Origin of the sequence: Maridesulfovibrio ferrireducens, assembly GCF_900101105.1 — a bacterium.
GTDB lineage: Bacteria > Desulfobacterota > Desulfovibrionia > Desulfovibrionales > Desulfovibrionaceae > Maridesulfovibrio > Maridesulfovibrio ferrireducens.
This window is the reverse complement of sequence record NZ_FNGA01000001.1, coordinates 811,216-832,458: the sequence shown is the minus strand read 5'-3', so window position 1 is coordinate 832,458 and position 21,243 is coordinate 811,216. Positions and strand designations below refer to the sequence as shown.

Genomic DNA, 21,243 nt, shown 5'->3' with positions numbered 1-21,243 from the left:
AATCTGATGGGCAAAGTTCTTCTGAATATTATCACTGACCGTCTCTCTCACCTTGAAGGTAAGGGAGAAATGACTTCACGGTACTATAATCCCGGCGAAGTCTTCGATGACGTGCATATTCTTATGACAAACGGGGATACCCCCAACCCACAGCATCTGCAGAAAATGGCGGGCAACGCCAAACTGCATTTTCATAATATTCAGACCGGCAAATCCTTATTGTTAAAATCTCTCTTCTGGCGTCCCGCTCTTTTAAAAGAGTGGGCGTCTGAAGGGATTGAACTCGCCAGAAAAATCAAGCCCGACCTTATCCGCTGCTACGGAAACTACATTAACGGCTACGTCGCCTCAGAAATCAAAAGAGAACTCGGAATACCTTACGTGGTTTCTCTGCATACACATCCTGACGAAAATCGGACCAATCCAAGCTTCGGGCTTAAAAATTTCCTTTACTATCATTTCACTGCGGCAGTTGAGAATGTCACTCTCGAGAATGCTGACGAAGTTGTAGTTATCTACCGCTCCCTGCTGCCTTATGTGAACCGCAGAAAATCCGCGTCACATAAAACTATTTACAACGCCGTTAATCCTGACAAAATAAGATCAAAAAATGATTATTCATCAACAGGACCTCTGCGCGTATTATCTGTAGGGAGACTTATTCCCGGCAAAAACCCTGAGCACCTGATCAAAGCGGCGATAGCCGGTAATACTGAACTCACAATTGTGGGCGAGGGGCCACTTCGCGCACAACTTGAAGAACAGGCAAACTCGCTTGAAGGTCCGGGAAAAGTAATTTTTATTCCTCGAATGACTAACGACGAACTCTGTGAAAAAACACCTGATTTTGACGCATTCGCCATTCATTGTGATTATGATGGAATCCCTAAAACAGTGCTTGAAGCTTCACTTAGCGGCCTGCCCATCATAGTTAACAAACTTCCGAAAGGTCAGGTTCCTGAATACGGAGACGGCTGGGTTACTCTCGTTGAAAATTCAGTCAAAGGATACAGCGACGCCCTAAGTTCTCTTATGGATCAAGACAAACGACATGAACTTGGAACTCTTGCAAAAGAATACTCGAACACGCATTGGAATCCCACTGAGACCGAAAATAAATACGCAGAACTTTATAAAAAGCTCATGAAAAGCAGCGCTGTATAAACTCATGAAAAAATCTATACTTTTTATAGCATATGATTTCCCGCCGATTCTGTCGCCGGAATCAATTCAGGTTCAACGCAGAGCTATTGCTTTGGCTCAGAAAGGGCACAACGTTCATGTGCTGACCGCCTGTGATAATCCTGATTTCGAATTCATTGACCCGACGCTTAACCGCGAGCACGAAAACCTGACCATCCACAGGGTTAATAAGCTGCCCGCGGAAAAAGCACTGCACTACATTTGCGGCGGACTTGAAATTACCGACCGCAAACTCTGGTGGAAATTTCCTGCCGTAAAAGCTGCGCTTAAAATTATATCAGAATTTAAAATCGAAAACCTTTACACACACTCAACTCCTCTGGTTAACCATCTGGCTGGATTTGAGGTAAAAAAGGTTATTAAGACAATCCACTGGACCGCACACTTTTCCGATCCATGGACCATGAATCCATACATATCCTACAGAACAGGACTCCAGAGAAAGATCAACAAAGGTCTTGAATCAGGCATAATTTCAAAGGTCGACAAAATTACCGTTACCTCTGAAAAAACCCGCGACATGTTTGTTAACAGACTTAAAGCCGACAGTTCAAAAATAAGAGTTCTGCCTCATGTCTTTGATCCCGAGCTTTACAGCCGAAAAGAATCTGGCAGTGGCAAAAAAATAGTTGCTCATACAGGAAACATTTACGGACTGCGCTCAGTCATTCCACTTATTGAAGCTATTGAACAGGTTCAACCTAAAAATCTGGAATTTCATTTTTACGGACGCATGAAAGATGACGAACGAGAGCTGGCTCACGAGAAGTGTCCTGATCTGATTAAAATTTTTGATCCTATTCCATATTTGAAATCCATTCAGGTGCTTTCCGATGCTGACATTTTGCTGGTAATCGATGCACCTCTGAATAATTCACCATTTTTCCCATCTAAGCTTGCGGATTATATCGGAGCAGGAAAGCCGGTTGCGGCACTCACTCCGCTTTCTTCCACAACAACCGACATTATTAGAAAGATTCAAAAAGACCTGCTCATTGCGGACAGTTCAGATGTTACGGCAATAGCAGCGCTGCTGAGACGGCTCGGAAATACCGACGGTTCCACTCTCAAAGAGGGCTGCAAAGAGTTCTACGACATGAATAATAACTACGAAAAATTACGTGAGGCTTTGATAGATGAATAATGCCAAAATTCTTGTAACTGGTGGAGCCGGAGCAATCGGCCTGAATTTAATTGAAAGACTGCTTCGCTGTGAAGTCGGACAAATTCTGGTTCTCGACGACCTTTCTTCAGGTTATAAGAATTATCTTCCTGACGATGAGCGCATTATTTTTCATAATTCCGATATCGGTAAAATCGAATCATATCGGTCCGTGATGGAAGAATTCAAGCCGAACTATGTTTTTCATCTCGCAGCCCATTTTGCGAATCAGAACTCAGTGGATCACCCGTTCAAAGATGTTCAGGCAAATATCATCGGAACAATGAACCTGCTTGAAATATGTAAAGAAAATACTGAACTTAAAAAGTTCGTCTACACATCATCTTCATGCGTCTACGGAGACGCGGCTATCATGCGCGAAGATGACTATATCTACCCGCATGAAACCCCATACGCCATCAACAAATACACCGCCGAACTGTACGTAAAATATTATGCGTCCATGTATTCACTACCCTGTGTATCCATAAGGGTTTTCAACACATACGGCCCATATGAACCGCACGGTGCATATCGTAACGTCATTCCTAATTTCATTGTGCGCGCAATGAAAGGCGAGCCTCTTAATATCACCGGAGACGGTACGGAAACCAGAGACTTCACCTTTGTCGGCAACACCGCTCAGCTTTTAACTCTGGCAGCAACATCTGAAGTTACAAATGGTGACGTATTCAACGGCGGAACCGGAAAACCCACCCAGATCATTGATCTTGCAAAGCTGATCATTAAATACACCAACTCTTCTTCTGAAATAGTATTCATTGAAAGACGCGACTGGGACGCAGTAAAAGACCGCCTCTCTGATATTTCAAAATCTTACAAAATACTAAAATATGACCCTGAAGTACCACTGGAAGTCGGCCTTAAAAAGACTGTTGATTGGTATATGAATGATTATAAGATTGAAGAATAAAAAGGCAGCAGGAGTTAAAAACAAATAATGTTTAAAACTATCATTGCCATATTAAGCGAATCACAGCGCAAAAAAATGATTATGCTGGCCTTTGTATCAATAGTAATTTCCTGCATTGAAACCGTTGGAATTTCTGCAATTTTACCGTTTATTACACTTGCTAACGATTTCAATCTCGTACACTCAAATGAGTACTACAGATATGTTTACAGCTTTCTGAACTTTACTGAACCCAGAACCTTTGTCCTTTGCTTCGGCATAGCACTTATCGGATTCTACTTTGCGCGCGGATTCATGAATCTCGGATACACCTACCTTATTCAAAAATTCTCTCAAGGCGTATTCCGTTCAATTTCAACGAAGCTGTTCTCCAACTACATGCATATCAAATATCAAGATATGATGAAGAGAAATACTTCCGACCTAACCAAAAATCTTGTTTCCGAAGCACAATATGCAGGCGCTTACTACTACTCCCTCCTGCTGGTTATCTCAGAAATATTTGTTACGACATTTCTGTACGCGACTCTCTTAGTTGTAAACTACAAAATAACTCTAGCAATTACAGGCTTTCTAGGAATAATGGTTCTTTTTTTAATCAAAACAGTCTCAACATTGATTAAAAAAGAAGGACTTAAACGTAACGAATTTCAACAAATTTTTTACAGAGTAATCAATGAATCCTTTGGAAATTTAAAGTTCATCAAACTTCTTTCCTGCGAAAATTCGACTATCAAATCTCTGGACAAGGCAGGCGGAGGACTTACAAATGCCACAATAATGAACGCCACTTATAATACAATCCCTCGCCTTTCCCTCGAATGCATCGGATTTTCTTTACTCATTGCCGCCATTATCTGTGCCATCCACTATAATATGGAAGTGCAACAAATTATTCCGATCCTCTCGCTTTATGCTCTGGCAATGTACCGGTTACTTCCTTCTGTGAACAGAATCCTAAGCGGCTACAACAACATGATCTACTACAATAAAACACTGGAACTCGTGCTTGCGGACTACCAGATAGACACACATAAACTAGGGTCTGCACCTCTCACATATAATAAGAATATTACACTGAACAACCTGTCATTCAAATATGATGAAAACGTCATACTGGAAAATATTAATCTCACCATTAAAAAAGGTGAAAAGATTGCATTCATAGGTGAAAGCGGCGCAGGCAAAAGCACTTTAGCCGATATTATTATCGGGATGTACACCTCCTTTTCCGGAAAATTTGCAGCAGATGATATCCCTCTGACAGAGAAAAATCTTCTTTCATGGCGAGAGAAAATTGGGTATATCCCGCAATCCATCTACTTATTCGACTCAACCGTGGCGCAAAATGTGACCTTTGGACGCACATATGATGAAGAAAAAGTTATAAACGCGCTGGATAAGGCTGAATTGACCACGTTCCTAAATAAGCACAACGGAATCAATACTCAGGTGGGTGAAAACGGGGCACAGCTATCCGGAGGACAGAAACAACGAATAGCCATTGCCAGAGCCTTATACGGAGAGCCTGACATTTTGGTTCTGGATGAAGCAACATCGGCGTTGGATAAAGAGACTGAAGGAAAGATTATGCAACGTATTTTCAAAGTCAGTGAAGATAAAACTCTGATAATAATCGCGCACAGGCTTTCGACAATAAAGCAGTGCGACAAAGTATATAAAATCGACAATAAAGGCATCAGCCTTGTCACAACATAGAACCCTATTTCTTAAGGAGCAATAATGTTTAATAATAAAAGTATTCTGATCACTGGCGGAACTGGATCTTTCGGGCATAAATGTACTGAAATGCTTTTAAAGAAGTTCTCTCCTAAAAGAGTCATTATATACAGCCGTGACGAATTTAAACAATATGAAATGGAACGCAAATTTTCCACTAAAGAATTTCCATGTATGCGTTATTTTATCGGCGACGTAAGGGATAAAGAAAGACTACAGCGCGCATTCAAAGGAGTAGACTACGTCATTCATGCCGCTGCCATGAAGCAGGTTCCCGCATCGGAATACAATCCCTTTGAAGCAATCAAGACCAACGTTCTCGGTGCACAAAACATCATCAACACCGCCATTGATACAGGTGTTAAAAAAGTTATCGCACTCAGCACAGATAAAGCCGTAAGCCCCGCAAATCTATACGGAGCTACAAAGCTTTGTTCAGATAAGCTTTTTGTAGCAGGTAATCTCTACGCAGGCGACGGCGAAACCCTGTTCAGTGTTGTTCGTTACGGCAACGTTGTCGGAAGTCGCGGAAGTGTTATTCCTTTATTCCTTAAACAGAAAGAAACCGGAGTCCTGACCATAACAGACCCCCGCATGACCCGTTTCTGGATAACTCTTGAACAATCCGTAAACTTTGTTCTTGATGGGTTTGAAAGAATGGTAGGCGGAGAAATTTTTGTTCAGAAAATCCCCAGCATGAACATGGTAGATCTTGCCAAAGCAATGGGCCCTGATTGCGAAATTAAACATATCGGAATCCGCCCCGGCGAAAAACTTCATGAAGTAATGATCTCCGCAGATGACTCCAGAAATACCGCAGAATTTGGAAACTACTATGTAATTAAACCTGATTCAGAGTTCATGAGAAATAAATATGACCAGATCGGTGGAAAACCGGTTGAAGAAGAATTTATATACAGTTCTGATAAAAACACTGAATGGATCAATGGCGAAAATCTTTTAGAAATGATCTCCACCCTTCAGATTGAAAAATAGAGAAAAATTATGGGTAACCCCAAAAAAATACCCTATGGACGTCAGTCTATAGACGAACACGACTTGAAAGCTGTTGCTGACGCCCTCACTTCCGGCTGGCTCACCACCGGCCCCAAGGTCTCTGAGTTCGAACAGGCTATTGCCAAGCTCTCCAATGTTGCGCATGGCGTTGCTGTGAACAGCGGAACAGCCGCTCTGCACGCCGCTATGTATGCCTTTGAAGTCAAAGAGGGGGACGAAGTTATTGTTCCTCCTATGACCTTTGCTGCTTCGGCAAACTGCGTTGCATATATGGGCGCAACTCCTGTGTTCGCCGACGTTGATCCGGATACGCTGCTGCTCTCTCCTGAAAAAGTTGAACAGCTCATAACCCCGAAGACCAAGGGGATTATTGCCGTAGATTATGCTGGTCAGCCCTGCGACTATGACGCGCTTAGAACCATTGCAGATAAACACGGTCTATTCCTTGCCGCCGATGCCTGTCATAGCATTGGAGGCAACCTGAACGGTAAAATGGTCGGCTCTCTTGCGGACATTTCACTTTACAGCTTTCACCCGGTCAAACACATGACCACGGGCGAAGGCGGAATGGCCGTTACCGATAATCCTGAATATGACAGACGTATGCGCATTTTCCGCAATCATGGAATCACTGCTGATTTCAGACAGCGGGACGGCTGGTTCTATGAAATGGAAGACCTCGGGTTCAACTACAGACTCACAGATTTCCAGTGTGCGCTGGGACTAAGTCAACTTGAAAAGCTTGAACAATGGGTAGAAAGAAGACGGGAAATAGCCGCTCTCTATGCTGCCGAATTTGCGGGAATAAAAGAATTAGCACCTTTGGGCCTTAGACCCGGAGCCAATCACGCTTATCATCTGTACGTAATCAGGCTGAAAGGTTCTGACTGCACATCTAAGCGCAAGGCATTGTTTGACCATCTTCGTGAAAACGGACTTGGAGTTCAGGTGCATTATATTCCTGTCCATTTACATCCGTATTACCAGAAGACTTTCGGTACTCACGAAGGCATGTGCCCTGTTGCAGAAGAAGCATACAAGGGAATAATTTCATTACCGATGTTCCCGACAATGGAAGACTCTGATGTGCACCATGTCGTTGACATAATTAAGTCTGCATCAACTAGTGGAGTCTTCTAAAAAATGTCCTCCCTAACTGATTCAAACAGACTTGTACTCGGCACCGTACAACTCGGTATGAGCTACGGAATTGCCAATACTTCCGGAAAACCGAATCAGTCTCTTGCCGATGAAATCGTATCCAAAGCCTGGCAAGGCGGCATAAGAGAATTTGATACGGCTCAGATCTATGGCGAAAGCGAGATTATTCTCGGTAAGAGTCTACAGAACCTCGGCCTGTCCGATAAAGCAAAAATTATAAGTAAACCTTCTCCTGAACAATCCCTTCTGGGCAAAGGAACTGTTGAACTATTAATACGGGAATCCTTGGAGCGGCTTAAAATTAAGTCCTTTTATGGATTCATGCTCCATAAAGAAGACCAGCTTTCTGAGTGGGACGAAGGACTTGGCGAACAACTACAAAAAGTCCAAGCTGACGGATTAGCCGAATACATCGGAGTCTCAGTATACTCAACGGAAAAGGCTCTTCAGGCATTGAACACTGAGGGCATAGACATTATTCAAGTTCCATCAAACATTCTTGATCGTCGATTTGAGCGGGCAGGAGTTTTTGAAAAAGCGGCACAGCTTGGAAAAACTCTTTATGTCCGCAGCGTCTTCTTGCAGGGACTCTTTTTTATGCCTCTGGAAAACCTTCCAAAGCATATGATCTTTGCAAGTCCCTTCATTCAGGCTGTTACAAAGCTGGCAAGTGATAACGGCCTGAGCATCCACGAACTCGCTCTAAAATACGCCGCTCAGGCATATCCACATGCAAAAATACTTGTCGGGGCTGAACTTCCTGAACAAATTACTGAAAACATGGAAGCATGGCTCGGAGACGGACCTGAGGACCTTGTTAATCAAGTCAGACATATTTTTGATTCTGTGCCTGAAAAAGTCATTAACCCTGTGCTCTGGAAATAAAAGACTGCTGCCATGATTACTCTGGATAAAACAAATAAAAATCGCATCAACGGGAAGAATCTCTACCTTCGCCCGATAACTCCGGCGGATGTAAATGAAGAATACCTCCGTTGGATGAATGATAAAGAAATAACGACTTTTCTTGAATCCCGCTTTTCAGAACAAACCTTGGAATCCATTGCGTCTTTTGTCACCAGCATGATCAGCGACCCCGCCAATATTCTTTTTGCGATTTGCGAAAAACAAGGGAATCGCCATGTAGGTAATATCAGGCTCGGACCGATCAACGCCCTCCATTCTTTTGCAGAGATAGGAATTCTGATTGGACAAAGGGACTGTTGGGGTAAAGGATACGCATCGGAAGCCATAGGTTTAGTTGTTCACTACGCTTTTAATCAATTGCAAATCCATAAGCTGACTTCAGGCGCTTACGCCTGTAATTCTGCTTCAATAAGAACTTTTGAAAAAAATGGTTTTGTAATTGAAGGAACACTCAAGGACCACTTTCGGCATAATGGTAATTTCGTAAACTGCATCAAACTAGGACTTATTAATCCGAACTACGAAAATGAATAGTAAATTCTCTTTGTCGCTGGCAGCTCAGGAAAAGGCAAAAAAACGTATCCCCGGTATGACACAATTGTTGTCTAAACGTCCGGACATGTTTTCCATGGGTGTATGGCCTGCTTACTACAGCAAAGCGTCCGGCTCTAAAATATGGGATCTCGACGGTAACGAATACACCGACATGAGTATCTCAGGAATCGGAGCGTGTGTATTGGGATACAACGACCCAGACGTTGATGGAGCCGTAATTAAAGCTATTTCCAACGGAGTCGCATCTTCGCTCAACTGCCCGGAAGAAATCGAACTGGCAGAAGTTCTTTGCGAACTGCACCCCTGGGCAGACATGGCCAGATACGCCCGCACAGGCGGAGAAGCTATGACTGTCGCGGTGCGTATTGCTCGCGCCTCAACCGGACGTGATAAAATCGCATTCTGCGGTTACCACGGCTGGCACGACTGGTATCTTGCTGCAAACGTCGGAACCGACAACGCACTGGGTGAACATCTCATCCCCGGTCTGGATCCAAGCGGAGTCCCTTCACAGTTAGCGGGAACAGCTCTTCCATTCGGGTACAACAAGCCTGAAGAACTGGAAAAAATTATCGCTGAGCACGGTAGCGAAATTGCCGCCGTTGTAATGGAACCAATCAGAAACATCGACCCTGATCCCGGATTTCTACAACGGATAAAAGAATTAGCCCGCAAAACCGGGGCTGTTTTCATATTTGATGAAATTTCTGCAGGCTTTAGAATTTGCGCAGGTGGAGGCCATTTAAAACTGGGCTGTGAACCTGACATGGCTGTTTTTTCTAAAGCTATGGGTAACGGCTATTGCATGGCTGCCATCATAGGTAGACGTGAAGTGATGGAAGCTGCTCAAAAAACTTTCGTCAGCAGCACCAACTGGACTGAGAAAATAGGTCCGACCGCAGCATTGGCAACTATCGCTAAATTCCGAAGAACTAATGCACACGAACACCTTTTAGAGTTTGGACAAAAAGTACAGGAAGGCTGGCAGGCTGTTGCCGATAAAAACGGAATCCCCGTACATGTAGGGGGTATATACCCTTTAAGCCACTTCTCTTTTGAAACGGAAGAGCCTCTTTCAGTCAAATCTCTTTTTGTCCAATTGATGCGCGACAAAGGATTTCTGGCTTCTACAATTTACTACCCGATGCTGGCGCACACCCTTGAGGATGTCAGCCGCTATCTTGAAGCGGTAGACGAAAGCTTCAGCACAATCGCAGATGCCTGTAAAAATGACACGGTTAAATCCCTAATGGAAGGTCGCCCCTCCGGCTCCGGCTTCAAAAGGCTCACCTAGGCAAAACCATGAAAATCACAGCCATCATACAAGCACGCATGACATCTTCCCGCCTGCCGGGAAAAATTCTTATGCCTGTTCTCGAAAAACCTCTTCTTCAATATATGATTGAAAGGGTGCAAAGAGCTTCTTGCGTGGAATCTATCGTGCTGGCCACAACTGTCAATAAAGAGGATGATCCCACCGCTGAGCTTGGAAACAAGCTCGGCGTTGAGGTTTTCCGTGGTTCCGAAGACGATGTGCTGGACAGATTTTTCAAAACAGCCCAGCAATACGGCGGCAAGCATCTCATGAGATTGACTGGAGATTGCCCTCTCATCGATCCCGACCTGCTTGATGAATTGGCAGACTTTTATTTCGCCGGAGGATATGACTACGCCCTCAATTGTCTTGAACCGACTTTGCCGGACGGGCTTGATGCCGAGATAATAAGCATGAAAGCTCTTGAAGAGGTGCATGCTAAAGCAACTCGCCCGTCTCAGCGTGAGCATGTGACTCTTTATGTCAAAGACAACCCCGATGACTTCAAAATAGGATCGTGGAAAAACTCCACAGATAATTCTCACCTGCGCTGGACCGTGGACAACAGGGAAGATTTTGAGCTAATCAAGATTATACTTGAGCACCTCTATCTCCGTAATCCGCTGTTTAAAATGCAGGATGTAATTGAGTTATTACAAAACAACCCCGAGATGCTTGCGACCAACGCACACATAGCCCGCAACGAAGGGTTAGTTAAATCTTTGGCTGATGAAAAAAAGTCCTATGACGCAAAATAGCCTGATTAATCTTTCCGGCAAGTCCTTGATCATCCAAGCTGATGCAGGCCCATCCATTGGAGTAGGCCATGTTATGAGATGCCTTGCTCTTGCACAGGAATGGATTCATTGCGGAGGTTCGGCAATTCTGATCGGAAGGATTGAGGGAAAGTCACTACTCGAAAGAATTAAAGATTTCGGCCTGAAACATATTTCTTTTTCAGCCGACAGTTCAACTGATTCAGTAATTTCAGCAGTGCTCGATTACGCTCAAAAAACAGTTACAGGAAGCTGGATTGTTCTTGATAACTATAGCCTGACGACCGGCCATCAAAAACAAATCTGGAAAAATTTTCCTCGCCTGTTGGTAATTGATGACTATCACCATATTAATGAATACTGTGCAGGCATGATTCTGAACCAGAACATTGGTGCAGAAAATATTAGCTACAAAACGAACGAAGAAACTCGCATCCTTGCCGGGACAAGCTACGCAATGCTCAGAGATGAATTCAGAAATGACACAAGTCATTCCCTGGATGAGCAAAAAACTCGTATAATAATCACAATGGGTGGAGCTGATGCAGGAAACGTAACACTTTCCACTCTGCGAGCCATTGAAGCCCTGAAAAGACCAGACCTGAAAGTGTCGGCAATCCTTGGACCTGCCAACCCGCACGTAAAATCCATCACTGAGTTCGTTGATAACAGCTCACTGGATGTGGATGTCCTTGTGGACGTAAAAAATATGTCCTCACAAATTTCAAAAAGTGATTTGGCAATCACGGCAGGAGGCAGTTCCTGTTGGGAAATGTGTGCTATGTCAGTTCCGATGATAGTTATAGTTACAGCTGAAAACCAAAAAGAACTTTCAAACGGACTGGCAAAAGCAGATGCGGCTATCAATCTTGGAAATGCAGACGAACTTAAAGAATCTACTGTTTCTGAAACTATAAAAAAACTTTTAGATGCTCCCGCCCGAATGAAACTTCTTGCCGAATCCGCAAAAAAATTAATTGACGGAAACGGCGTTCAAAGAATTATTTCTGCCATGCAGGAAGCTGTCATCCTTCGTCCTGCTACATACGAAGACCGGGACCAAATATTTGAATGGATAAATGATCCCGAAACCAGAAAATGGTCATATAATCAGGCTCCCATTAAGCCCGAAGAACACGACGCATGGTTCACATCACGTTTAGCTGACGAAGAGTTTATATACCTGATTGCTGAAAATGGATCAGGGCAGAATATCGGACAGATTCGCTTCGAAAATATCGGCAAAAACTACGAAGCTCACGTACTTGTGTCAAAAAATTGCAGAGGTAAAGGTGCCGGCGCAAAACTTATCAGAAGCGCATCTTTAAGACTCATAAAAGAAAAAGAACCTAAACAGATCATAGCCAAAGCTAAGGAAGATAATATTGCATCAATTAAATCTTTCCAGAAAGCAGGCTATATAATTACCGGGAAAATTGCCGTAAACGGATCTGAAAGCGTGGTCATGAAATTCACAGGTATGCCTGAGGAGTAAGGATAAGATGTCACAAGTAATAATAAACAACCGGACCATCGGGACCGGACATCCGACATATATAATTGCCGAAATGTCCGCCAATCATAACCAGAACTTTGATGCCGCGGTTGAATTGATTAATATTGCCAAGGAATGCGGCGTAGATGCGATTAAAATACAGACCTACACGCCGGATACCATCACACTGGACTGTGACAATGAATTTTTCAAAATAGGCAAGGGAACCATATGGGAAGGACAAACACTCCATTCTCTTTACGGTAAAGCCTACACCCCATGGGAGTGGCAACCCAAACTTAAAAAGATTGCGGATGATCTTGGACTTGATTTTTTCTCGACTCCGTTCGATGACTCGGCTGTCGACTTTTTAGAAGAAATGGACGTACCTGTTTACAAAATTGCCTCTTTTGAACTTGTAGACATTCCTTTAATCAAAAAAGTGGCCGCAACAGGTAAGCCTGTAATCATGTCCACAGGCATGGGAACTCTTTCGGAAATTGATGAAGCTGTAAGCGCATTTCGCCAAGCGGGCGGAACGGATCTGATTTTATTGAAATGCACCAGTGCCTATCCGGCTCCTCCTGAGTCCATGAATCTGCATACTATTATGAATATGCAGGAGACATTTGGAGTTCCATGCGGCCTGTCCGATCATTCACTCGGAATTGAAATACCAATAACAGCTGTGGCTTTAGGGGCCTGTGTTATTGAAAAACACTTCATAAAATCCAGAGCAGACGGCGGACCTGACAGTTCTTTCTCTCTTGAAGCTGAAGAGCTGAAAGCAATGGTAGTTTCAATACGTAATGCTGAAAAAGCTCTGGGAAAAGTGCAATACCAGATAACCGAAAAAGAAAAAGCCGGAAGGGTTTTTAGAAAATCTATTTTTGCATGCAAAGATATTCTCAAAGGTGAGTCTCTCTCTGCTGATAATATTAAATGTGTACGCCCCGGTTACGGATTGCACACTCGCCACTTTGAAGAAATCATGGGCAAAAAAGCCCTTAACGACATACGGTTAGGAACTCCCATAAGCTGGGATAAACTTTCCTGACATTCAACTCCACTAACTAACGGAGAAAAAAAATGACCGAACTTAAACGCTGTACCCAATGTGTACTCCCTGAAACTCATGAGACCATACACTTTGATGAAAAAGGTGTTTGCAATATTTGTCGCCAGAACGAATTCAAAGAAGAAAAAATAGACTGGACTTCCAGAAAAAAAGATCTGGATGAACTGGTTTCTACATACAAAGGTCAGGGTGATTACGATTGCCTCGTACCATTCAGCGGCGGCAAAGACAGCACATATACACTCCACTATCTAGTTAAAGAATACGGATTAAAACCACTTGTTGTCCGCTTTGACCATGGTTTCCTGCGCCCTAATCTTCATGAAAACACTATGAAGACCATCCGTGAACTGGGTGTTGATGTGCTAACCTTCACTCCAAACTGGCGCATAGTGCAGAAACTTATGCTTCAGAGCTTTTTCGACAAGGGTGACTTTTGCTGGCACTGCCATACAGGAATCTTCGCCTATCCTATGTGGATAGCTCTCGAAAAGAAAATTCCTCTTATTTTCTGGGGCGAACCATCAGCAGAATACACAGCTTACTACAGCTACGATCAGGCTGAAGAAGTTGATGAGAAAAGATTCAACCGTTTTGTAAATCTCGGAATATCAGCCGAAGATATGTACGTTAGACTTAACGGAGCCGTGGATAAACGTGATCTCAAACCTTATACTTATCCTCCTCTCAAAGAACTTAGAAAACTAAAATACAGATCCGTCTGTCTCGGCTCGTATATCCCGTGGGATGTTAAAGCCAACTCTAAGCTTATCTCTGACGATCTTGGCTGGCAGGGTGATGAGGTTGAGAACGTTCCGCCGGGATACGGATATGAAAAAATTGAGTGTTACCTTCAGGGCGTTCGCGATTACATAAAATTTATTAAACGTGGCTACACCCGCCCATCACACCTTGCGACTATTGATGTTCGAAACAACCGTATCTCTCGTGAAGAAGCAATGGAAATTGTTCGTAAGTACGAAGGCTATAAACCACCGTCTCTTGAACTTTTCCTGACTCACATCGGACTGAGTGAAGCAGAATTTTATGAAGTGGCTCTTAGTCACGGCGTTTCTCCATACAAACACGATCCAGCAAGCGACAAGCCCGGAAAGAAAACTTCCGACTTCGATTCATGGTCCAAAGCCGGTGAAATGCCTAAAGAATATGCTTCCGAACAAATGGCCCGCTGGCGTAAACGTCACACACAGGACTAAAAATGATCGGAATCGTAGACTATGGAATGGGCAACCTGCTCTCAGTCTTCAATGCGGTAGAAATGTGCGGTGAAGATGTCATCATCTGTGAATCTCCGGACAGCCTGAAAGACGTTGAGAGAATCATACTCCCCGGCGTTGGAGCCTTCGGAGACATGATGTCCAATCTCAAAAAATCAGGACTTATTCCAACCCTTGAACAGGCTGTTTTCAATGAAAAGAAGCCTTTTCTAGGGATATGTCTAGGTATGCAGGCTTTAGCCAGATCAAGTGAAGAGCATGACAAATGCAACGGGCTTGGCTGGCTTGATGCTGACATTATAAAACTTGCCCCTTCCGATGCAAGCCTGAGAATCCCTCACGTCGGCTGGAACTCACTGACATTTAAAAAGAACAGCCCTTTGTTTAAAGGGCTTCCTCTTAATCCGGACTTTTACTTCGTCCACTCTTTCTTCATGCGTTGCGATCACGAAAAAGACGTGGACGCTTATTGTGAATATGGCGGAAAAGTCACTGCTGCAGTTAGAAAGGACAATATTTTCGCAACACAATTCCACCCCGAGAAAAGTCAGGAATACGGATTAAAAGTATTAGAAAACTTCTTGGAATGGACTCCTTAAATATATGCTGAAAAAAAGATTGATACCTAAGCTGCAAATGATGCCAAGCTCATTTAATCCTGAGCAGATGGTTCTGGTTATCACGGTCGGCTTTGATAAAACATTAGAAATCGGCGATCCTGTTTCACAAGCTAAAATTTATGAAGCACAGGCTGCTGACGAACTTATTTTCATAGATATAAGAGCAGGCAAGCAAGGAATTGAAAGACTGGCAAAAGTTGCCAGAACTGCCGCTGAAGAAATCTTCATGCCTTTCACCCTAGGTGGAGGAATAAGAACCCTTGAAGACATCAGAGTTCTGCTTTCAAATGGAGCAGATAAAGTCAGCATCAACACGGTTGCAGTTGATAATCCTGAATTTATAACTAATTCAGCCCGAATGTTTGGTGATCAATGCGTGGTCTTGAGCATCGATACAAAGACCAACTCTGCGGGAAAGTACGAAGTCTGGACACGCGGCGGAACCGTTAATACAGGTCTCGATCCAGTTGAGTGGGCTATTCAAGGACAAAACTTAGGAGCGGGAGAAATTCTCATTACTTCCATCAGTCGCGATGGATCGCGCAAAGGGCTTGATATTGAGTTGACTAAAAATATTTCTGACGCTGTATCAATCCCCGTAATCACTTCGGGAGGCTGCGGACTTGCTCAGCACTTCATTGATGGTTTTATTGCAGGAAACGCTTCTGCGGTTTCGGCCGGAACTTACTTTTGCATGAAAGATGAAAACCCCATGCAAACTCGTTCTCAAATCAAAAATGCCGGAATACCAATCCGCATATTAACATAATATTCCGAAAGCAGGACTTTGATCTATGACCAAACCAGCAATTCTATTTTTGAGCCGTGGCAGACGTGATCCAATGTTCATAGATACAATCAACATCCTCAAAGACAAATATCATGTTGTTGTTATTACAAATCAAATTAATCATGAGATCTATTCTAAAATTGACAATATCAGCATTGAGTCTTCCTTAAGCATTGAAGAACTTAAAGCTGCATGTAAAAATGTAACCCCATCACAGCTTGAATCCATCAAAAAAATAGAAAAAGAATTAGAAATAAACTGCTATGAGTTTAATGTGAACTATCTGTTATACAGAAAATTCGTAAGCAGATACGGGGCGGCTCACGTCCATGCTTTTCCAAATGAACACATTCCTCAAAGACTCTACTTAGATTACAATTTCATTTCTGAAATAATAAATAAATACAGTATAAAATATGCGTTCTATGAAACTTTAGATTTAATTGACTCAATGATTATCAATGCTATGGCACAACAAGGAATGATCAAAAAAGCTTTTGAACACAGTGTCGAATCACTCGGAGGCGAACTCCGCCTCAGAATTGCAACAGGACAGTACAGAAGAAGTCCAAGAATTGAACACACATTAACCTCGTGTGAACTGTCCAAAGAATCTCTGCTCTGGGCTGAAAAAACAGTTGCGCAGTACAAACATGAAAAACCTAAGACGAAATATGACGATTACCATACAAATCTGGGGAAAATCATCAATCGAGTTCCTGTTGCAAAAATATGCAATAAAATAAAAAGAGTTTTTAACGGAGAATCTTTTCTTCCGGCAACAATTAAGTTGAAAAACAGAATCTTGTCAGCGAAATACTTTTCAAAAAATCTTCCTGACACTAAAATTGTCTCATATTTTTTACAACTTACACCAGAAGCATCCATGTGCTCTCAAGTTCCAGAGTTTGCGGATCAGGAATATCTGATTGAACAAATCGCAATACACGGAAAATATGGATATACAGTTGCGGTGAAAGAACATCCTGCCTGCTATGGCAACAGAGGTCCCCGCTTCTACAAAGAACTTAACTTACTACCTAATGTAGTATTGCTTCCACCCTCTTTTCCTACTCGCAACCTGATAACCAGAAGCGAGGCAGTTATAGTGGCAACCGGCACAAGCCCTGGACTAGAAAGCATTGCAACCGGAGTTCCTGTTATCTGCCTTGGAAAACCATATTTCAATATTTGCGGAAATACCGTTAAAGCAAACAGCCCTCGTGAAGTATGGGATGCTCTGGAAAAAATTAAGAGCAAGGAAGCTGAACAAATTAACTTTATTGCTGCAATGCATCAGGCAACATACAAACACCCGCAATTTGAGACTCCAGAAGAATTCGAACTTGGTAAAGGAATTGGAAAAATCATGGCAAAAGCTCTTGATGATGAAATAGAACTCTATGAATCTGGAGCCTTAAAATGATTTGGGGGCCACTCTTAAGGACTTACCAAAATCGCTATGCAGCCTTTTTAGCGAGAACTGTTATCCACAAAACCGCACCGGCTGATTTTTTTCTCAAATTCATGAGTAAACAAAAAAATCCGCTTGGCACCGCGGCCTACGCCCTCACGTTTGATTTCGACTTTGAAAAGGATATTGATGCATTTCCGTACCTGCTTGATACACTGAAAAAGCACGACATTCAGGCAGGATTTGCTGTTATAGGTAAGTTCGTTGAGAAATATCCTGACATCCACAAAAGAGCTGTAGACGATGGACATGAAATTATTAACCACTCGTACACCCATCCGGATAATCCACACTGGGCGCCGGACAGGTATTTTAACAAACTGACCTACGCAGAACAAAAAGATGAAATCGAAAAAGCCCACGAGATTTACCATAACATTTTAGGAATAGACCCTATCGGCTTCAGAACGCCCCATTACGGCAATCTGCATACTGAATCAGTCTATCCCATACTTGCAGAACTCGGATACAAGTACAGCAGTTCTACCGCCGCTTGCGGCTATAAGGGATTCGGTGCGCCTTCCATTCACTCTCATGGAATAACAGAAATACCCACTGGATGCAGTCTCAACTTCCCATTAGCTATTTTTGATTCATGGAACATGTTACGCAAAGACAATCCCTTTCTGGGTGATGATGACCTGTTTGTGGACGAATTCAAAAAAACCATAAAAGTCGTCAGTGAACACTGCTTATTCCTGACTCACTACTTTGATCCATATGATATAGTTGAAAATAATAAGTTGGAAAGAATTATTTCGTGTTTGAAAAAAACTGGAATAGAAACAATCCGGTACTGTGATTTATTTTAACGACAACAGCCTGATTAAAAAACTAATACTATAATTATGAATACTGCCTAGAAACAGCTCAAATAAATGTTCAACTACTTCTGAAGAAGTCTGGTTACGGTTTGCCTGAGTCCTTCGTCAATGCTAAAGGACTGACTCCAAACCAAAGAATCCTGCAAGCGCTTATTATCACCAACTATATACATAGGCTCATCTTCTCGGTATGGACGTGCTCCGAATTTGAGCAAACTATTATCTGCGCCTACGGCCTTAGAAATTTTAAGTGCCATATCACAAATTTGAATTCCTGCTCCAGAACAAACATTATAAACACTATGTTCAAGGCATTCTGCATTACGGGCAAGTTCAATCAAAGCCTTCGCAGCATCGTCTACGTAAAGAAAATCACGCACTTGCTCGCCGAGAGTCAAATCAACTTCTTCACCGTTTCTGAGCTTACTCACAAGATAAGGTATTAGCCGCCCCGGAGCTTCTTCTTCGCCGTAAACACCGAAAAGCCTTGCGCATATAAACCGGATACCAACCTTACTTGCTGCAGCCTTAGCACAGAGGTAAGAAGCAGCTTTAGCGGCCCCATAATCGCAAAGCCCGTCAAGACAATGTGTTTCAGGTATAGTTGTCATCGTTGCGGAAGGTCCATATTCAAGGCAGCTCCCAGTATGAATAAAACATTTTGTAGATGCATTTTTCAAAGCTAGAACTGTCTGAACACTAAGAGATACTGCCCCTTCAATTAAATTATCCCAATTACGCTCACCAGGAATCACCCCCGGAGCCGCCAAATGAATCACATGCAGATCCTCAACATCCTTCAAAAGATTAGAAATATTTTCAGTATTCCAGTCAACGAATAAAATGCCGTCACCTAAATCATTAAAACAGTCTTGAGCCTTCCTGACACTTCTTATCGGAGCTATCACTTTGTCTCCGGATTCAACAAGAATGCGGACAACCCTTCTCCCAATCATGCCGGTTGCACCAGTAACAAGAAAGTTCATCACTCAGACAACCTGTTGCAGTAATATTCAATTTGACTATCCAGCATAGACGGAACCTTTTCAGGAGAATCCATTTGCGCCAAATAAAACTCTGCGGTTAATTGTAACGACTCTTCGATCTTTAAAACAGGCTTCCAGCCCAATCTGGAAATTGATTTTGCAATATCAAGAGTCAAAAGCCCTGCTTCATGCACTGCCGCCGGTGAAACATTATATTCAATGCTTCCTCCAATCAACCGATGCATAGCTTTGGTCAACTCATCCACAGTACACGAGCTTTCCCTTCCAGGGCCAAAGTTAAAGGCCTCTCCCTTGAATCTGCCTTCATACAAAGCCTTTCCAAGAGCCATGTATCCCCGCAGGGGTTCCAGCACATGTTGCCAGGGCCTCACACCCTGAGGATTTCGCAAAACCACCGGTTTTTTTTCAATAGCAGCCCGGCAGATATCAGGGATAATTCGGTCCTGTGCCCAGTCCCCGCCACCTATGATATTACCAGCACGGGCAGTTCCCAAGCTCATTGCCGAATCACTCTGACAGTAAGAAAGGTGAAAAGAAGTTGCCAACAAATCTGCACACGCCTTGGAACAACTGTACGGATCATGCCCGCCGATACGGTCATTTTCGCGATATCCCCAACACCACTCATTATTTTGATACGCTTTGTCACTTGTTATATTCACAAAGGACTTTACCGTGCCAACCTTGTGCGCTGCCCGCAAAATATTCAATGTCCCCAGGACATTACTTTCAAAAGTTTCCTCTGGATCTTCATATGAAAGCTTCACTAGGGGTTGAGCTGCCAAATGGAAAACAATATCCGGGCGACTTCTTTGAAAAACATCCGCAATTACCCCACGGTCCCGGATATCTCCCAAAGTTGAATCCATTTTTCCAGTCAGACCGAGGACCTTGTAAAGAGCATGAGGACTGTCATTCTCCAACGCCACCCCAGTGACAAACGCCCCTTCACGGATTAGCCACTGACTCAACCACGAACCGCAAAACCCTGTATGTCCGGTAACTAGGACACGCTTTCCTGCATACCAAGGTGCCGAGTTAAGACTTTCTATCGCAGCATCCATGGTGCATCTCCTTTCTGCCACATTTGTTCTAACTGAACCTTATCACGTAATGTATCCATACACTTCCAAAAACCATCGTGCAGATAAGCCATCAACTGTCCGTCCTTTGATAAATTGCTCAACGGATCTGTTTCGAAAGGAACTTCATCACCACTAATATAATCCAATACTTCGGGCTCAAGAACAAAAAATCCCCCATTGATCCAGCCTTCAGAAACCGGGTTTTTCTCTGAAAAACACTTAACCTTGCTATCATCGAGAATAAGACTTCCGAAGCGAGCAGGAGGACGCACAGCAGTCACTGTGGCCAGCTTGCCATGAGACTTGTGAAACTCTACCAGCTTAGTGATATCAACATTACTTACACCATCCCCATAAGTAACCATGAAAGTTGAATCCAAATAAGGGGCCAGACGACGAAGCCTGCCTCCTGTCATTGTATTCAAACCGGTATCCATTAACGTAACCTTCCAGTCCGGAGCATGTTTACCGATAGTTTCAATCACCCCGGTCCCAAGGTTAATGCTCAGATTATTTAATTGCTGGGTAACACTGGAAAAATACTGTTTGATATATGCAGACTTGTAGCCGCAAGCAACAACAAAATCATTATAACCATGCGATGCATACATCTCCATGATATGCCAAAGAATAGGCCTCCCACCGATCTCCACCATAGGCTTAGGACGAGTGGCACTCTCTTCAGATATTCTTGTACCATATCCACCAGCTAGCAATACTGTCTTCATAAGTTTTCCTACTTACAATATAATTTATAACCCATATCGCTTGGCAGCCAGCAGGTTATGTAATGATTAGAACACAAAAACAAAAGGCACTGGCTTTACCAGCCATCTGTAGCT

Annotated in this window: 20 protein-coding genes; 17 read left to right on the top strand and 3 right to left on the bottom strand. The window is 43.1% G+C overall.

Annotated features, from left to right (window positions below):
• The first annotated feature begins 6 nt into the window (after window positions 1–6).
• The 17 genes from BLT41_RS03720 to BLT41_RS03640 are packed head-to-tail and all read left to right on the top strand — an operon-like array spanning window position 7 to window position 18,297.
• Window positions 7–1,164: a glycosyltransferase family 4 protein gene (locus BLT41_RS03720; protein WP_092158364.1), complete on the top strand. Its 1,158-nt coding sequence runs from the start codon at window positions 7–9 to the stop codon at window positions 1,162–1,164.
• Between the two features lie 4 nt (window positions 1,165–1,168).
• Window positions 1,169–2,347, top strand: a complete 1,179-nt coding sequence (locus BLT41_RS03715; protein WP_092158362.1) for a glycosyltransferase family 4 protein — start codon at window positions 1,169–1,171, stop codon at window positions 2,345–2,347.
• Window positions 2,340–3,299, top strand: a complete 960-nt coding sequence (locus BLT41_RS03710; RefSeq protein ID WP_092158360.1) for an NAD-dependent epimerase/dehydratase family protein — start codon at window positions 2,340–2,342, stop codon at window positions 3,297–3,299. Before BLT41_RS03715 ends, BLT41_RS03710 begins: the two co-directional genes overlap by 8 nt.
• 27 nt (window positions 3,300–3,326) lie before the next feature.
• Window positions 3,327–5,018, top strand: coding sequence for an ABC transporter ATP-binding protein/permease (locus tag BLT41_RS03705; protein WP_092158358.1), 1,692 nt, complete (start codon window positions 3,327–3,329; stop codon window positions 5,016–5,018).
• A 24-nt stretch (window positions 5,019–5,042) separates the two neighbouring features.
• A complete protein-coding gene (gene pseB, locus BLT41_RS03700) occupies window positions 5,043–6,035 on the top strand; it encodes a UDP-N-acetylglucosamine 4,6-dehydratase (inverting) (RefSeq protein WP_092158356.1) in 993 nt (330 codons plus the stop codon).
• A 9-nt stretch (window positions 6,036–6,044) separates the two neighbouring features.
• On the top strand, window positions 6,045–7,196 hold the full coding sequence (gene pseC / locus BLT41_RS03695) for a UDP-4-amino-4,6-dideoxy-N-acetyl-beta-L-altrosamine transaminase (RefSeq protein WP_092158354.1): 1,152 nt from the start codon (window positions 6,045–6,047) through the stop codon (window positions 7,194–7,196).
• A 3-nt stretch (window positions 7,197–7,199) separates the two neighbouring features.
• Window positions 7,200–8,102 carry an aldo/keto reductase gene (locus BLT41_RS03690; RefSeq protein ID WP_092158352.1) on the top strand — a complete coding sequence of 301 codons (903 nt, stop codon included), beginning with the start codon at window positions 7,200–7,202 and terminating at the stop codon, window positions 8,100–8,102.
• Between the two features lie 12 nt (window positions 8,103–8,114).
• Complete coding sequence (locus BLT41_RS03685) at window positions 8,115–8,678, top strand: GNAT family N-acetyltransferase (protein WP_092158350.1); 564 nt, start codon at window positions 8,115–8,117, stop codon at window positions 8,676–8,678.
• Complete coding sequence (locus BLT41_RS03680; RefSeq protein WP_092158348.1) at window positions 8,671–9,993, top strand: aminotransferase class III-fold pyridoxal phosphate-dependent enzyme; 1,323 nt, start codon at window positions 8,671–8,673, stop codon at window positions 9,991–9,993. Before BLT41_RS03685 ends, BLT41_RS03680 begins: the two co-directional genes overlap by 8 nt.
• Window positions 9,994–10,001: 8 nt before the next feature.
• Entirely contained in the window at window positions 10,002–10,772 is a 771-nt protein-coding gene (locus BLT41_RS03675) for a cytidylyltransferase domain-containing protein (RefSeq protein WP_092158346.1), read from the top strand.
• A complete protein-coding gene (gene pseG / locus BLT41_RS03670; RefSeq protein ID WP_170830300.1) occupies window positions 10,759–12,285 on the top strand; it encodes a UDP-2,4-diacetamido-2,4,6-trideoxy-beta-L-altropyranose hydrolase in 1,527 nt (508 codons plus the stop codon). The genes BLT41_RS03675 and pseG overlap by 14 nt, the downstream gene beginning before the upstream one ends.
• A gap of 7 nt (window positions 12,286–12,292) precedes the next feature.
• Entirely contained in the window at window positions 12,293–13,342 is a 1,050-nt protein-coding gene (gene pseI, locus BLT41_RS03665) for a pseudaminic acid synthase (protein ID WP_092158342.1), read from the top strand.
• A gap of 32 nt (window positions 13,343–13,374) precedes the next feature.
• Entirely contained in the window at window positions 13,375–14,580 is a 1,206-nt protein-coding gene (locus BLT41_RS03660) for an N-acetyl sugar amidotransferase (RefSeq protein ID WP_092158340.1), read from the top strand.
• Between the two features lie 2 nt (window positions 14,581–14,582).
• Complete coding sequence (gene hisH, locus BLT41_RS03655; RefSeq protein ID WP_092158338.1) at window positions 14,583–15,200, top strand: imidazole glycerol phosphate synthase subunit HisH; 618 nt, start codon at window positions 14,583–14,585, stop codon at window positions 15,198–15,200.
• 4 nt (window positions 15,201–15,204) lie between these two features.
• Entirely contained in the window at window positions 15,205–15,990 is a 786-nt protein-coding gene (gene hisF, locus BLT41_RS03650; RefSeq protein ID WP_092158336.1) for an imidazole glycerol phosphate synthase subunit HisF, read from the top strand.
• A gap of 25 nt (window positions 15,991–16,015) precedes the next feature.
• On the top strand, window positions 16,016–17,437 hold the full coding sequence (locus BLT41_RS03645) for a capsular polysaccharide export protein, LipB/KpsS family (protein WP_092158334.1): 1,422 nt from the start codon (window positions 16,016–16,018) through the stop codon (window positions 17,435–17,437).
• The gene (locus BLT41_RS03640) at window positions 17,434–18,297 is read left to right on the top strand and encodes a polysaccharide deacetylase family protein (RefSeq protein ID WP_092158330.1); all 864 of its coding nucleotides are present in this window, start codon (window positions 17,434–17,436) and stop codon (window positions 18,295–18,297) included. The genes BLT41_RS03645 and BLT41_RS03640 overlap by 4 nt, the downstream gene beginning before the upstream one ends.
• 74 nt (window positions 18,298–18,371) lie before the next feature.
• Here the strand turns inward: BLT41_RS03640 and BLT41_RS03635 are convergent, their stop codons facing one another.
• The 3 genes from BLT41_RS03635 to rfbF are packed head-to-tail and all read right to left on the bottom strand — an operon-like array spanning window position 18,372 to window position 21,129.
• A complete protein-coding gene (locus BLT41_RS03635; RefSeq protein ID WP_092158328.1) occupies window positions 18,372–19,295 on the bottom strand; it encodes an NAD-dependent epimerase/dehydratase family protein in 924 nt (307 codons plus the stop codon).
• Complete coding sequence (gene rfbG / locus BLT41_RS03630; protein WP_092158326.1) at window positions 19,295–20,380, bottom strand: CDP-glucose 4,6-dehydratase; 1,086 nt, start codon at window positions 20,378–20,380, stop codon at window positions 19,295–19,297. Before rfbG ends, BLT41_RS03635 begins: the two co-directional genes overlap by 1 nt.
• Entirely contained in the window at window positions 20,365–21,129 is a 765-nt protein-coding gene (gene rfbF / locus BLT41_RS03625; protein WP_092158324.1) for a glucose-1-phosphate cytidylyltransferase, read from the bottom strand. The genes rfbG and rfbF overlap by 16 nt, the downstream gene beginning before the upstream one ends.
• Between the last annotated feature and the right edge of the window lie 114 nt (window positions 21,130–21,243).

What these genes read in the sequence shown, in the direction of transcription:
- BLT41_RS03645 (WP_092158334.1), top strand. Translation starts at nt 16,016, where the DNA reads ATGACCAAACCAGCAATTCTATTTTTGAGCCGTGGCAGACGTGATCCA.
- BLT41_RS03685 (WP_092158350.1), top strand. Translation starts at nt 8,115, where the DNA reads ATGATTACTCTGGATAAAACAAATAAAAATCGCATCAACGGGAAGAAT.
- BLT41_RS03705 (WP_092158358.1), top strand. Translation starts at nt 3,327, where the DNA reads ATGTTTAAAACTATCATTGCCATATTAAGCGAATCACAGCGCAAAAAA.
- BLT41_RS03675 (WP_092158346.1), top strand. Translation starts at nt 10,002, where the DNA reads ATGAAAATCACAGCCATCATACAAGCACGCATGACATCTTCCCGCCTG.
- BLT41_RS03640 (WP_092158330.1), top strand. Translation starts at nt 17,434, where the DNA reads ATGATTTGGGGGCCACTCTTAAGGACTTACCAAAATCGCTATGCAGCC.
- pseG (WP_170830300.1), top strand. Translation starts at nt 10,759, where the DNA reads ATGACGCAAAATAGCCTGATTAATCTTTCCGGCAAGTCCTTGATCATC.
- rfbG (WP_092158326.1), bottom strand. Translation starts at nt 20,380, where the DNA reads ATGGATGCTGCGATAGAAAGTCTTAACTCGGCACCTTGGTATGCAGGA.
- hisH (WP_092158338.1), top strand. Translation starts at nt 14,583, where the DNA reads ATGATCGGAATCGTAGACTATGGAATGGGCAACCTGCTCTCAGTCTTC.
- pseB (WP_092158356.1), top strand. Translation starts at nt 5,043, where the DNA reads ATGTTTAATAATAAAAGTATTCTGATCACTGGCGGAACTGGATCTTTC.
- pseI (WP_092158342.1), top strand. Translation starts at nt 12,293, where the DNA reads ATGTCACAAGTAATAATAAACAACCGGACCATCGGGACCGGACATCCG.
- BLT41_RS03660 (WP_092158340.1), top strand. Translation starts at nt 13,375, where the DNA reads ATGACCGAACTTAAACGCTGTACCCAATGTGTACTCCCTGAAACTCAT.
- BLT41_RS03690 (WP_092158352.1), top strand. Translation starts at nt 7,200, where the DNA reads ATGTCCTCCCTAACTGATTCAAACAGACTTGTACTCGGCACCGTACAA.
- rfbF (WP_092158324.1), bottom strand. Translation starts at nt 21,129, where the DNA reads ATGAAGACAGTATTGCTAGCTGGTGGATATGGTACAAGAATATCTGAA.
- BLT41_RS03710 (WP_092158360.1), top strand. Translation starts at nt 2,340, where the DNA reads ATGAATAATGCCAAAATTCTTGTAACTGGTGGAGCCGGAGCAATCGGC.
- BLT41_RS03715 (WP_092158362.1), top strand. Translation starts at nt 1,169, where the DNA reads ATGAAAAAATCTATACTTTTTATAGCATATGATTTCCCGCCGATTCTG.
- BLT41_RS03680 (WP_092158348.1), top strand. Translation starts at nt 8,671, where the DNA reads ATGAATAGTAAATTCTCTTTGTCGCTGGCAGCTCAGGAAAAGGCAAAA.
- pseC (WP_092158354.1), top strand. Translation starts at nt 6,045, where the DNA reads ATGGGTAACCCCAAAAAAATACCCTATGGACGTCAGTCTATAGACGAA.
- BLT41_RS03720 (WP_092158364.1), top strand. Translation starts at nt 7, where the DNA reads ATGGGCAAAGTTCTTCTGAATATTATCACTGACCGTCTCTCTCACCTT.
- hisF (WP_092158336.1), top strand. Translation starts at nt 15,205, where the DNA reads ATGCTGAAAAAAAGATTGATACCTAAGCTGCAAATGATGCCAAGCTCA.
- BLT41_RS03635 (WP_092158328.1), bottom strand. Translation starts at nt 19,295, where the DNA reads ATGAACTTTCTTGTTACTGGTGCAACCGGCATGATTGGGAGAAGGGTT.